11 protein-coding genes are annotated in these 12,183 nt (G+C 65.6%); 6 read left to right on the top strand and 5 right to left on the bottom strand.

The features are described 5' to 3' along the window. Positions 1 to 57 precede the first annotated feature (57 nt). On the bottom strand, positions 58 to 1,242 hold the full coding sequence (locus tag ACZ1I2_RS19625; protein WP_465176129.1) for an acyl-CoA dehydrogenase: 1,185 nt from the start codon (positions 1,240 to 1,242) through the stop codon (positions 58 to 60). Between the two features lie 188 nt (positions 1,243 to 1,430). Beyond that, on the bottom strand, positions 1,431 to 2,675 hold the full coding sequence (locus ACZ1I2_RS19620) for a TetR/AcrR family transcriptional regulator (protein ID WP_465176130.1): 1,245 nt from the start codon (positions 2,673 to 2,675) through the stop codon (positions 1,431 to 1,433). A gap of 141 nt (positions 2,676 to 2,816) precedes the next feature. On the opposite strand from ACZ1I2_RS19620, the gene ACZ1I2_RS19615 reads away from it, so the two are divergent. The 6 genes from ACZ1I2_RS19615 (at position 2,817) to ACZ1I2_RS19590 (ending at position 8,825) form a co-directional block, all read left to right on the top strand. Beyond that, on the top strand, positions 2,817 to 4,094 hold the full coding sequence (locus ACZ1I2_RS19615; protein ID WP_465176131.1) for an acyl-CoA dehydrogenase family protein: 1,278 nt from the start codon (positions 2,817 to 2,819) through the stop codon (positions 4,092 to 4,094). Positions 4,095 to 4,231: 137 nt separating this feature from the next. Beyond that, positions 4,232 to 5,317: a Zn-dependent alcohol dehydrogenase gene (locus tag ACZ1I2_RS19610; protein ID WP_465176132.1), complete on the top strand. Its 1,086-nt coding sequence runs from the start codon at positions 4,232 to 4,234 to the stop codon at positions 5,315 to 5,317. Beyond that, on the top strand, positions 5,317 to 6,393 hold the full coding sequence (locus tag ACZ1I2_RS19605; RefSeq protein WP_465176133.1) for a phosphotransferase family protein: 1,077 nt from the start codon (positions 5,317 to 5,319) through the stop codon (positions 6,391 to 6,393). Before ACZ1I2_RS19610 ends, ACZ1I2_RS19605 begins: the two co-directional genes overlap by 1 nt. A 19-nt stretch (positions 6,394 to 6,412) precedes the next feature. Beyond that, a complete protein-coding gene (locus ACZ1I2_RS19600; RefSeq protein ID WP_465176134.1) occupies positions 6,413 to 7,177 on the top strand; it encodes an SDR family NAD(P)-dependent oxidoreductase in 765 nt (254 codons plus the stop codon). A gap of 254 nt (positions 7,178 to 7,431) precedes the next feature. Next, complete coding sequence (locus tag ACZ1I2_RS19595; RefSeq protein WP_465172524.1) at positions 7,432 to 8,232, top strand: SDR family NAD(P)-dependent oxidoreductase; 801 nt, start codon at positions 7,432 to 7,434, stop codon at positions 8,230 to 8,232. Positions 8,233 to 8,519: 287 nt separating this feature from the next. Beyond that, a complete protein-coding gene (locus ACZ1I2_RS19590) occupies positions 8,520 to 8,825 on the top strand; it encodes a hypothetical protein (RefSeq protein ID WP_465176135.1) in 306 nt (101 codons plus the stop codon). 16 nt (positions 8,826 to 8,841) lie between these two features. On the opposite strand, the gene ACZ1I2_RS19585 is transcribed toward ACZ1I2_RS19590, so the two are convergent. The 3 genes from ACZ1I2_RS19585 to ACZ1I2_RS19575 all read right to left on the bottom strand — a co-directional run bounded on the left by ACZ1I2_RS19585 (position 8,842) and on the right by ACZ1I2_RS19575 (position 12,178). Next, the gene (locus ACZ1I2_RS19585; protein ID WP_465176136.1) at positions 8,842 to 9,732 is read right to left on the bottom strand and encodes an acyl-CoA thioesterase; all 891 of its coding nucleotides are present in this window, start codon (positions 9,730 to 9,732) and stop codon (positions 8,842 to 8,844) included. Continuing rightward, positions 9,732 to 10,859: an acyl-CoA dehydrogenase family protein gene (locus ACZ1I2_RS19580; RefSeq protein WP_465176137.1), complete on the bottom strand. Its 1,128-nt coding sequence runs from the start codon at positions 10,857 to 10,859 to the stop codon at positions 9,732 to 9,734. Before ACZ1I2_RS19580 ends, ACZ1I2_RS19585 begins: the two co-directional genes overlap by 1 nt. Positions 10,860 to 10,987: 128 nt before the next feature. Beyond that, positions 10,988 to 12,178 (bottom strand): acyl-CoA dehydrogenase family protein, encoded by a 1,191-nt coding sequence (locus ACZ1I2_RS19575; protein WP_465176138.1) that lies wholly within the window; start codon positions 12,176 to 12,178, stop codon positions 10,988 to 10,990. Positions 12,179 to 12,183: the final 5 nt, after the last annotated feature.

Below are 12,183 nucleotides of genomic sequence, written 5' to 3'. Positions count from 1 at the left end.
AAGGCGGGAGCCCACCCTGGGCTCCCGCCTTCGCGGGAGCACAAAGGAGGACGCCCCTCAAAACGCCGCGATCCCCGTGATCGCGCGGCCGAGGATCAGCGCATGGACGTCATGCGCGCCCTCATAGGTGTTGACCGTCTCCAGGTTCATCAGATGGCGCATGACCTGATATTCGCCCGAGATGCCGTTGCCGCCATGCATGTCGCGGCTCGCCCGCGCGATATCGAGCGCCTTGCCGACATTGTTGCGCTTCACGATCGAGATCATCTCGGGCGCGAACCGGCCGGCGTCGATCAGCCGCCCGACCCGAAGGCTCGCCTGTAGCCCCAGCGCGATCTCGGTCTCCATGTCGGCCAGCTTCTTCTGGTAGAGCTGGTTCGCCGCCAGCGGCTTGCCGAACTGCGCCCGGTCGAGCCCATATTGCCGCGCCGCATGGAAGCAGAATTCGGCCGCGCCCATCGATCCCCAGCTGATCCCGTAGCGCGCCCGGTTGAGGCAGCCGAACGGGCCCTTCAGCCCCTGCACGTCGGGCAGCAGCGCCTCTCCGCCGACCTCGACATCGTCCATCATCACCATGCCGGTGATCGAGGCGCGCAAGCTCAGCTTGCCCTCGATCTTCGGCGTGCTGAGGCCCTTCATGCCCTTTTCCAGCACGAAGCCGCGAATGCCGCCGCCATGCTCGTCGGACTTGGCCCAGATGATGAAGACGTCGGCGATCGGCGCGTTGGAGATCCAGGTCTTGGAGCCCGACAGGCGATAACCATCCGCGGTCTTCACCGCCCGCGTCTTCATGCCCCCGGGGTCGGAGCCCGCATCGGGCTCGGTCAGGCCGAAACAGCCGATCCACTCACCGCTCGCCAGCTGGGGCAGATATTTGCGCTTCTGCTCCTCGGATCCGTACGCGTAGATCGGATACATCACGAGGCTCGACTGGACGCTCATCATCGACCGGTAGCCCGAATCGACTCGCTCCACCTCGCGCGCGACCAGGCCGTACGCCACGTACGATGCGCCGACGCCGCCATATTCCTCCGGCACGGTCGGCCCGAGCAAACCGAGCTCGCCCATCTCGCGGAAGATCGATTCGTCGGTGGTCTCGTTGGCAAAGGCGTCGATGATGCGCGGGGCGAGCTTGTCCTGCGCATAAGCCCGCGCCGAATCGCGGATCATCCGCTCGTCATCTTCGAGCTGATCGTCGAGGAAAAAAGGGTCCGCCCAGTCGAATGCGCCCATGCCGGCCATGTAATGTCTCCTTGCGGCCCCGCTGCCAGCAGGGAAATGGGTTTGCAACCACTCCCGTTCGTCCTGAGTAGCCGCTGAGCCTGTCGAAGCGGCGTATCGAAGGACAAGCGTTACCCCGCTCCAACCCTGCTTCGATACGGGCCTTCGACTTCGCTCAGTCCCTACTCAGCACGAACGGGTAGAGGATGTCACAAATCGAGCACGCGATCGTCGAACAGCCCGAAGGCCAGGGTCGAGGCGTAGAAGGCGACGGCCTTCTCGCGCGGCATGGTGCTTGCCCATTTGCGCATGTCGAAGGCCGCGTTCTGCAGCGCCATCAGCGCCTGCGACGCGACCAGCGCGTCGACCGGGCGAATCGATCCTTCCGCGATCCCGTCCATCATCGTGCCGGCATAGCGCCGCGCGATCCGGTTGGAGCGCTCGACCATCGCGCGCCGCACGGTGCGCGGCAGGCCCGACAGCGCCGTGGTGCGCAGGAGCGGCCCGCGCTCGGAGAATTGCACGTCGAGCAGGGTCGCGATCGTGCCCGTCAACCGCTGCCAATGGCTCCCGCCGCGCTCGTCGGCGAGCTGCTGGGCATCGGCGATCGTGTCGAAGCTGCGCTTGTAGCAGGCGATGACCAGGTCATCCTTGGCATCGAGATGATGGTAGAAGCTGCCCTTGGTCACGTTCAGCTCGGATGCGATCTTCTGCACCGAGGCGCCGCGATAGCCGAGCTCGTTGATCAGCCGGGTCGCCGCGAGCAGGAAGGCCTCGCGCCCCGGCTCGGGTTCTTCATGCTCGAGGTTGATCAGCGCGGGCGCCCAATTCTGATTCGGGCCCGCGATGCCGTGCTCGAACACATCCATCAGCCGTTCCTCGATCCGGCCGAACTGGTCGAGCTCGTACCGGACGAGCCAGAGCGGCAGCCAGAAGGTGTTCTCCAGCAGGACGTGCGCGCGCGCGCCGTGCAGGTCGGTCTCGGCGCGGTTGGCGGCAGGCCCCCACAGGCTGCGAGTCGTGCGGAACACCCGCTGCCAGCCCGCCAGCAGGCGGCCGCGCACCGGCTCCTCCATCGCGCGCAGATCGGAGAGCACGGCAAAGGCCTGCTCCTCGCCGCGCTCGATCCTGGCGAATCGCTCCATGTTGAGCGCCAGGTAATGCGCGACCCGCGCCTGCGGCGTCGGCTTTTGCTGCGATTCGTCGAGCATCGCCTGAAGCCGGTCGAGCGTATGCTCGAAACAGGCAGCGGCGAGATCTTCCTTGCGCTTGAAATAATAGGTGACGCTGGTGGTGTTGAGCCCCACGCGCCGCGCCACGTCGGCGAAGGTCATGCCCTTCGCGCTCTGTTCGTTGATCGCTTCGGCGGCGGCGGCGAGAATCGCATCCCGCTTGGCGCGGAACCGCTTCGTGCCTGCCTCCTCCTCCCCCTGGACGTCTTCGGCAGCTTGCATGAGTGAAACTGTAACATCTTCTTTTCGAAGAGACAGTGTTTTTTCTGCGCGCCGGTTCGACTGCGATTTCGGCCGCAAAGGCGCTTTACCGAAAACGCGGTACGGTCTAACGGCCATGGAAAGAGCGATGGAGGATGCACCATGGATTTCACGCTGAGCGAGCGCGAGACCTATTTTCGGGACCGCGTAAAGACCTTCATCGACCAGAATATCCGGCCCCGGCAGGACGAGTATCACCGGCAGGAGCAGGAGGGCGAGCGCTGGAAGGTCATTCCCGTCATCGAGGAGATGAAGGTCAAGGCGCGCGAGGCCGGCCTGTGGAATTTCTTCATGCCGCCGCATTCCGGCCAGAGCCATGTCGACGACAGTTTCGAGTTCGAGGGCACGCAGCTCACCAACCTCGAATATGCGCTCTGCGCCGAGGAGATGGGCAAGGTCGGCTGGGCGTCGGAATGCTTCAACTGCTCCGCGCCCGACACCGGCAATATGGAGGTGTTCCACCGCTACGGTACGCGCGAGCAGAAGGAGCGGTGGCTCAGGCCCTTGATGAACGGCGAGATTCGCTCCGCCTTCCTGATGACCGAGCCGGCGGTCGCCTCGTCCGATGCGACCAACATCCAGACCTCGATGGTCCGCGATGGCGACGACTATGTGATCAACGGCACGAAATGGTGGTCCTCGGGCGTCGGCGATCCGCGCTGCAAGGTCGCGATCGTCATGGGCAAGACCAACCCGGAAAGCTCGCGCCACAGCCAGCAGAGCCAGGTCCTGGTCCCGCTCGACGCGCCCGGCGTGACGATCAAGCGCATGCTTTCGGTTTACGGGTATGATCACGCACCACATGGGCATGGCGAAGTCGAGCTCAGGGATGTGCGGGTTCCGGTGGATAATCTGCTGCTCGGCGAAGGCCGTGGATTCGAGATCGCGCAGGGCCGTCTCGGGCCGGGCCGCATCCATCATTGCATGCGCACGATCGGCGTCGCCGAGGTCGCGATCGAGGCGATGGCCAAGCGCCTGCTCAGCCGCGTCGTCTTCGGCAAGCGCATCGCCGACCATTCGATCTGGGAGCAGCGCATCGCCAAGGCGCGCATCGATATCGAGATGACCCGCCTGCTGTGCCTCAAGGCAGCCGATATGATGGACAAGGCGGGCAACAAGTCCGCCCAGCTCGAGATCGCGATGATCAAGGTCGCGGCGCCCACCATGGCGCTGCAGATCCTCGACGATGCGATCCAGGCGCATGGCGGCGGCGGCGTCAGCCAGGATTTCGAGCTCGCCCATGCCTGGGCCGCGATGCGCACGCTGCGCTTCGCCGACGGGCCGGACGAAGTGCACAACCGCGCCATCGCGCGCAACGAGTTCGGGAAGTACGCCGATCTGCCTGAGGCGGTTGCCGCGAAAGAGGCGGTGCGTCGGTAGAGCCAACACAACTCCGTTCGTGCTGAGCTTGTCGAAGCACTGTCCTTCTCTTTGGACGCGGTGAAGAAAGAGCAGCCGTTGGGCTGCGCCCGCCTACGGCTCGACAAGCTCAGGGCGAACGGATGTGAGGAACTGGGTTGAAAGCTGCCGTCCTTTTCGAGCCGAAGACCGAGCTGCAGATCGAGGATGTCTCGGTCTCGAACCCCGGCCCGCGCGAAGTGCTGATCCGCACGGTGGCGGTCGGTGTCTGTCGGTCGGACCTGCATTTCGTCGACGGCGCCTTCCCGCATCCCGTGCCGACCGTGCCGGGACATGAGGCGGCCGGCATCATCGAGGCGGTCGGCAGCGACGTCGCGCATCTGAAGGTCGGCGATCATGTCATCACCTTCTTCACCGTGTTCTGCGGCAGCTGCGAGATGTGCGTCACCGGCCGCCCGTCCTTGTGCGTCGATCCCTCGACGCGCCGCGCCAAGGATGCGCCGCCGCGCCTCAGCCTGAAGGACGGCACCCCGCTCGCGCCGTTTCTCAACCTGTCCGCCTTTGCCGAGATGATGCTGGTGCACGAAAATGCGTGCGTCGCGATCTCGAAGGACATGCCGCTCGATCGCGCCGCGCTGCTCGGCTGCGCGGTGATCACCGGGGCGGGATCGATCTTCAACGACAGCCGGCTTCGTCCCGGCGAGACGGTAGCGGTGATCGGCTGTGGCGGCATCGGCCTCGCCGCGGTCAATGCGGCGAAGATCGCGGGCGCCGGCCAGATCATCGCGATCGATCCGGTGCCGGACAAGCGCGCCCTGGCCGAGAAGCTGGGGGCGACTCACGCGCTCGACGCGATGGACCCCGATCTCGCCAAGAAGGTGATCGGCATGACCGGCGGCGGCGTGCATTATGCGATCGAGGCAGTCGGGCGCTCCAACACCGCGGAGCTCGCCTGGACGATCCTGCGCCGCGGCGGCACGGCGACGATCCTCGGCATGATCGCGCCCGGCAACAATGTCAGCATCGCGGGGCCGACCTTCCTCACCGGCAAGAAGCTCCAGGGCTCGTTGCTCGGCTCGACTCGTTTCCCGATCGACATGCCCCGGCTCGTCCAGCTCTACCTCGACGGCAAGCTCGATCTCGACACCATGGTCGCCGAGCGGATCAGGCTGGAGGACATCAACCACGCCTTCGCCAATCTGCGCACCGGCGACACGGTGCGCTCGGTGATCGAGTTCAGCTGATGGTCGAGGCGCCCCAAAATGCTGATGTCACGATGGTCGGCACCATCCCGGTGCCGGCCGACGACTCGATCGATACGGGCGCCGTCCAACGCTGGATGACTGCGCATACGCCAGGCTTTGTCGGCCCGGTGACGCTGTCGAAGTTCAAGGGCGGCCAGTCCAACCCGACCTACCGCGTCGACACGCCGGGCAGGAGCTATGTCCTGCGCCGCCAGCCTTTCGGCAAGCTGCTCCCCTCGGCGCACGCGGTCGACCGCGAATATCGGCTGATCGCCGGACTGCACCCGACCGGCTTCCCGGTCCCGGCGCCGTTCGGCCTGTGCGACGATCCCGAGGTGATCGGGTCGATGTTCTACATCATGGAGCTGGTCGAAGGCCGCAATTTGTGGGACGGCTCGCTGCCCGGCATGGCGCCTGAGGGACGGCGCGATATCTACAATGCGATGGTCGATACACTCGCCGCGCTCCACAACACCGATTATGGCGCGGCCGGCCTTGGCGAGTACGGCAAGCCGGGCAATTATTTCGAGCGCCAGGTCGCGCGCTGGACCAAGCAATATCGTGCGTCCGAGACCGAGCATATGCCCGAGGTCGAGGCGCTGATCGACTGGCTGCCGCGCACCTTGCCGGAGCAGACGCGCACCTCGATCGTGCATGGCGACTATCGCATCGACAACATGATCTTCGCGGGGGGCGAGGCGCGGGTGATCGCGGTGCTCGACTGGGAATTGTCGACCCTGGGCGACCCGCTCGCCGACTTTTCCTATTTCCTGATGAACTGGGTCACGCAGCCCGAAGGCCGCTCGGGCGTGATGGGGCTGGCCGGGCCGGAGACGGGCATCCCGACGATCGAGGACATGGTCGCGCGCTATTGCACCGCGACGAAGCGCGACGGCGTGCCCCAGCTCGACTGGTATTTCGCGTATAATCTGTTCCGCCTGACCGGGATTGTCCAAGGCATCAAGAAACGCATCGTCGACGGCACTGCCTCGAGCGCCCAGGCGGCAAAGACCGCCGAGCGTGTGCCGGGACTGGCGGCCGCGGCCTGGGGGTTTGCCCAGAAGGCGGGGGCCTGACGGAAAGAGAGGATTGAGAATGAGCCAGTTCGATCTGACCGGAAAGGTCGCCGTCATCACCGGCTCGTCCAAGGGCATCGGCAAGGCCAGCGCGGTCGAGCTGGCCGAGCATGGCGCGAAGATCGTCATCTCCAGCCGCAAGCAGGATGCCTGTGACGAGGTCGCCGCCGAGATCAACGCGCGGTACGGCGAGGGCACCGCGATCGCGGTGGCGGCGAACATCTCGGACAAGGCCGGGCTGCAGAACCTGGTCGACGAAACACGCGCTGCCTTCGGCCAGATCGACGTGCTGGTCTGCAACGCCGCGTCCAACCCCTATTACGGTCCGCAGGAAGGCATCGCGGACGACCAGTTCCGCAAGATCCTCGACAATAATATCGTGTCCAACCACTGGCTGATCTCGATGGTCGCGCCGGAGATGCGCGCGCGACGGTCGGGCTCGATCATCATCATTTCCTCGATCGGCGGCTTGCGCGGATCGCCGGTGATCGGCGCCTATTGCATCTCCAAGGCGGCCGACATGCAGCTCGCCCGCAACCTCGCGGTCGAATATGGGCCGGACAATGTGCGCGTGAACTGCATCGCCCCGGGGCTGATCAAGACCGATTTCGCCCGCGCGCTGTGGGAGGACGAGAAGCTGGCCGAGCGACGCAATGCGACGACACCGCTGCGCCGCATCGGCAATCCCGAGGAGATTGCCGGCGGCGTGGTGTTCCTCGCCTCGACTGCGAGCGCGTTCATGACCGGTCAGACGATCGTGATCGATGGCGGCGTGACGATCTAGCGTCGCCCCGGGCCTGGTCGGGTTGATGCCGTGTAAGGTTCTGCTTCCCCGGCGAAGGCCGGGGCCCAGGTGGGAAGGTTGATGTAACGAAGCGCGGCATCAGTCAGCATCGTCCCCCAACTGGGCCCCGGCCTTCGCCGGGGAAGAGCGAGGTTTTGTGAGTTCAGTGCGGGCGGCCCCAGGGTTGAATATCAAAGGCCGGGCCAGCCGCCCGGCGGATGCCGCGACAAGTTCGGCATGACGGAGGAAGAGACATGGCAAGGTTCACCGGCAAATCGATCATCGTCACCGGCGCCGGCTCGGGCATCGGGCGCGCTGCGGCGCTGCTTTTCGCCAGCGAAGGCGGGCGAGTGCTCGCCGCCGATATCACGGACGCGGTCGACGAGACCGCCGACATGATCGACAAGGCCGGCGGTACCGGCCACGCCATCCGGATCGATGCGGGCAATGAGGAAGACGTGATCCGTGCCGTCGCGGTCGCCTGCGAATATTATGACGGGCTCGACGTGATGTTCGCCAATGCCGGCATCTCGGGCGGCATGGCCAATATCTTCGACACGGACGTCGCGCTGATCACCGAGGTGCTGCGCGTCAACCTGATCGGGCCCTATCTGGCGATCAAGCACGCCGCGCCGAAGATCGCCGAGCGCGGCGGCGGGGCGATCGTGCTGACCGCGAGCGTCGCCGGCATTCGCTCGGGCGCCGGCAGCCCGGCCTATTCGGCGTCCAAGGCAGGCGTGATCAACCTGGCGATGGTCTCCGCCCAGCAGTTGTCGGGATCGAACGTGCGGGTCAACGCGATCTGCCCCGGCCTGACCGAGACCGGCATGACCAAGCCCACCTTCGATTATGCGCGCGAGGCCGGGAAGATGGACCGGGTCGGCCGCCTCAACCCGCTGCGCCGCGGCGCCCAGCCCGAGGAACTGGCCAGGGTCGCCGCCTTCCTCGCCTCGGACGATGCCAGTTATGTCAACGGTCAGGCACTGGCGGTCGATGGGGGGCTTTCGTCCAGCCACCCGGTGATTCGCCAGGAATATGGCAAGACCGCAGTCTAGACTCATGCGCGGCGTCGGTGCCGTGGCGTTGAAACCGGCCATCTTTGCGCAGTGCAGCAAAAAATGTATAGAGGCGGTGGTTGGTACTGATTCGCGGCCCGCATTTTTCTTGGCCTGATGTCGGGAACCACCAAGCGTCTCCATTGGTAGATGCCCTAATATCGACTCCGCGACTGGTGTTTAGTGGGCGAATCCCACAGCCGGTACGGTTGCGGTGGGGCGTGCCGACAGTTTGCGCCACCCGGTTTCATGTCCCGTTCATCGCCAAGTGAAGAGATTTGCCAGCCATGATGACAGTGCACGCCAATGATCCCGATCACGGCCCGCTCAGCGCCCCGGAAAGGGATGCGTTGCGCGCGCTGCATGGCGGCTGGTCCTTCGGTGTGGACGCGCAGGCCGAGCGAAGCCTCGAGCAGCGCGGCCTGATCGCGGTCGGCAACTGGCAGGTCGGTGTGCTCGTCTTTCACGAAATGCCTTTCCTTACCGAACATGGCGCGCGGATCGCCGCGCGGCTGGCCGAGGAACAGGAAGCGGTCAGCGGTCGCCGCCGGCTTCCGCCGGGTTTCTCGCTGATCCAGGGTGGCCTGCGCTGAGCTTCAGGGCAGCCGGCTATTCGCGCAGCCGCATCAGTCCTTCCTGCGCCACGCTCGCCACCAGCCGCCCGTCGCGGCTGTAGATACGGCCGCGGTTGAAGCCGCGGGCATGGCCGGCCCAGGGGCTGTCGCAGGAATAGAGTAGCCAGTCGTCGGCGCGGAATTCCTCGTGCAGCCACAGCGCATGATCGAGGCTGGCGGTCTGCACATTGTGCGTCATCCAGTTGATCCCGTGCGCCAGCATCGACGTGCCGAGCAGCGACATGTCCGACGCATAGGCGAGGATCGCGCGGTGCATCGCCGCATCGTCGCCGATCGGCGCGACCAGCCGGAACCAGCTATCCTGTTTCGGCTCCTGCTTGACCGGCCTGAACCAGCTGCGCGGATGCACCGGCCGGATTTCGATCGGCCGCGACCGCAGCATGTGGCGCCGGAACTTCTCCGGAATCTCGTCGATCATGTCCCGGCGGAGCTCGACATCCGATTTCAGCTCGTCGGGCCCCGGCACGTCGGGCATCTGGTCCTGATGGTGCAGCCCTTCCTCCGGCACCTGAAAGCTCGCCGCCATGTTGAGGATCGGCTGGCCCTGCTGCATCGCGATCACGCGCCGCGTCGCGAAGCTGCGCCCTTCGAAATCGCGCACCACGCGGAAGATGATCGGGAAATCCTCATTTCCCGGCCGCATGAAATAGGCGTGCAGCGAGTGCGCCATCTTGGGCGCATCAGTCGATCGCTGCGCCGCCTGCAGCGCCTGGGCGATCACTTGCCCGCCGAACACGCGCCCCACGCCGCCCGGCTGGCGCTTGCCGCGATAGAGATCGGTGTCGATCTCCTCGACCTCGAGCAGATCGACCAGGCCCTGGGCGAGTGCTTCGGGCGGCGTGTCGGGTGGCGTGTTGAGGTCCATCAGTAGCCTGCCGCGCGCGCGAGCTTGTCGGCGTGGAAGTTCGCATCGCCGAACATCTCGGCCAGGACTCGGGCGCGCTTCATGTAGAAGCCGATGTCATATTCGTCGGTCATGCCGATGCCTCCATGCATCTGCACGCCTTCCTGCACGCTGAGCGTGGTGGCAAGGGCGGTCATCGCCTTTGCGACTGACACCGCTGCATCTGCTTTTTCATCACCGGCATCGAGCAGCTGCTGCGCCTTGAGCACGGCGGCGCGGGCCACTTCCATCTCCGAATAGAGATGCGCCGCACGGTGCTGCAGCGCCTGGAAGCTGCCGATCGTCACGCCGAACTGCTTGCGCTCCTTGAGATAGGAGACGGTCATGTCCATCGCCCCGCCGCCGACGCCGAGCAACTCGGCCGACGCACCGGTGCGACCCGCCGCGAGCAGCCGCGCGAGCGGATCGCGGCCGGCATCGACCTCGCCGATCACGGCATCGGCGGTCAGCTCGACGCCGTCGAATTCGAGCCGTGCGGCGATGCTCGAATCCGCCAGCCGCTCCGCTTCGGCGGTCAGCCCCGCCGCGCCCTTCTCGACCGCGAACAGGGTGATGCCGTTCGTATCGTCCGCCGAACCGGCCGTGCGCGCGGCGACGATGATCAGATCGGCGATATGGCCGTGCGTGACGAACTGTTTTTTGCCCGACAGCCGGAAGCCATTGCCCGACCGCTCCGCCTTCAGCGCGACGCTGTCGCGATGCTTGGCGCTTTCGTCGATCGCCAACGCGGCGACGGTCTCGCCGGCGAGGATGCCGGGAAACCAGCGCCCCGCTTGCGCGCTGCCCTTCAACGCCTCGACTGCCGCAATGGCGGTGGAGAGGAACGGGGAGGGGGAGAGGTTGCGGCCGATCTCCTCCAGCACGATCCCGGCATCGACATGGCCGAGCCCGAGCCCGCCATCATCCTCGCCGATCAGGATGCCGGTGAAGCCCATCTCGGCAAAGCTCTTCCACAAGTCGCGCGAGAAGCCCGCCGTGTTCTTGTCGTCGCGCAGCTTGCGCATGTGCGAGACCGGGGCATGCTCCGCCACGAAATCGCGCGCCGTGTCGCGCAGCATCGTCTGTTCGTCGTTGAGATAGAGAGGCATTCAAAACTCCCTCTCCCCTCTGGGGAGAGGGCCGGGGAGAGGGGCAGTCTCTCGCGTCCGGCCCGATTGGTGAAATGTCTGGACTGCCCCTCTCCCAACCCTCTCCCCAGAGGGGAGAGGGCTCTTTGTCAGTTGCTCGGCAGATCCAGGATCCGCTTGGCGATGATGTTGAGCTGAACCTCGCTGGTGCCGCCCTCGATCGAATTCGCCTTGGTCCGTAGCCATGCCCGCGCGCCCGCCCCGCCCGACGAGCGTTCGCTCTCCCATTCGAGCGCGTCCGATCCGCCGGCCGCCATCATCAACTCGTGCCGGCTCTTGTTCAGCTCGGTGCCGTAATATTTCATCATGCTCGGCTGTGCCGGATGCGCTCGCCCTGCCTTCAGCTCGTCGATGAACCGCTCCGACATGCTGCCGAATGCCTTGGACCGCACCTCGAACAGCGCGATGCTCGCCCGCAGCAGCGGATCGGCGAGCCGCCCGTCATGATCGAGCCCGACCGTCGCGATCGCGCCGTCGATCAGCGGATTGCCGCCCACCGAGCCGAGCCCCATGCCCGAGATCATCTCGCGCTCATGCCCGAGCAGATATTTGGCGACGTCCCAGCCCTTGTTCTCGTCGTGCACGCGCTGCGACTTGGGCACCTTCACATTGTCGAAAAAGGTCTCGCAAAAGGGCGAATAGCCGGAGATCAGAAGGATCGGTTTGGTGGACACGCCTTCGCTCGCCATGTCGAACAGCACGAAGCTGATGCCGCCCTGCTTGGTCGTCTTGTCGGTGCGGACGAGGCAGAAGATCCAGTCGGCCTTGTCGGCGTAAGAGGTCCACACCTTCTGGCCGTTGACGAGATAATAGTCGCCCTTGTCCTCCGCTGAGGTGGCGAGCGCCGCCAGGTCGGAGCCGGCATTGGGTTCCGAATAACCCTGGCACCAGCGGATTTCGCCGCGCGCGATCTTGGGCAGATAGTCGAGCTTCTGTTCCTCGGTGCCATATTTCAGCAGCGCGGGGCCAAGCATCGAGATGCCGAAGCTGTTGAGCGGATTGCGCGCCCGGATGCGCCCCATCTCCTCGCGCAGGATCTTGCTCTCGGCGGCGTTCAGCCCGCCGCCGCCATAGGCCCTGGGCCAGTCGGGCACGGTCCAGCCGCGTGCGCCCATCCGGTCCATCCAGGCCTTTTGCGCCGGGGTCAGTATGCTCTGGTCGCGGCCGCCCCACACGGCGTCCTTTTCGGAGCGCATGGGCTCACGCATCTCGGGCGGGCAATTCTCCTCGAGCCAGGCGCGGGTCTCGGCGCGGAAGCTCTCCAGATCGGTATCGCTCATCGTCT

The organism is Sphingomonas sp. BL-S-29, from assembly GCF_055521495.1.
The sequence above is the reverse complement of the archived record's forward strand: the minus strand, read 5'-3'. Positions and strand labels throughout refer to the sequence as shown.

What these genes read in the sequence shown, in the direction of transcription:
- ACZ1I2_RS19615 (WP_465176131.1), top strand. Translation starts at nt 2,817, where the DNA reads ATGGATTTCACGCTGAGCGAGCGCGAGACCTATTTTCGGGACCGCGTA.
- ACZ1I2_RS19590 (WP_465176135.1), top strand. Translation starts at nt 8,520, where the DNA reads ATGATGACAGTGCACGCCAATGATCCCGATCACGGCCCGCTCAGCGCC.
- ACZ1I2_RS19580 (WP_465176137.1), bottom strand. Translation starts at nt 10,859, where the DNA reads ATGCCTCTCTATCTCAACGACGAACAGACGATGCTGCGCGACACGGCG.
- ACZ1I2_RS19575 (WP_465176138.1), bottom strand. Translation starts at nt 12,178, where the DNA reads ATGAGCGATACCGATCTGGAGAGCTTCCGCGCCGAGACCCGCGCCTGG.
- ACZ1I2_RS19600 (WP_465176134.1), top strand. Translation starts at nt 6,413, where the DNA reads ATGAGCCAGTTCGATCTGACCGGAAAGGTCGCCGTCATCACCGGCTCG.
- ACZ1I2_RS19595 (WP_465172524.1), top strand. Translation starts at nt 7,432, where the DNA reads ATGGCAAGGTTCACCGGCAAATCGATCATCGTCACCGGCGCCGGCTCG.
- ACZ1I2_RS19620 (WP_465176130.1), bottom strand. Translation starts at nt 2,675, where the DNA reads ATGCAAGCTGCCGAAGACGTCCAGGGGGAGGAGGAGGCAGGCACGAAG.
- ACZ1I2_RS19605 (WP_465176133.1), top strand. Translation starts at nt 5,317, where the DNA reads ATGGTCGAGGCGCCCCAAAATGCTGATGTCACGATGGTCGGCACCATC.
- ACZ1I2_RS19625 (WP_465176129.1), bottom strand. Translation starts at nt 1,242, where the DNA reads ATGGCCGGCATGGGCGCATTCGACTGGGCGGACCCTTTTTTCCTCGAC.
- ACZ1I2_RS19585 (WP_465176136.1), bottom strand. Translation starts at nt 9,732, where the DNA reads ATGGACCTCAACACGCCACCCGACACGCCGCCCGAAGCACTCGCCCAG.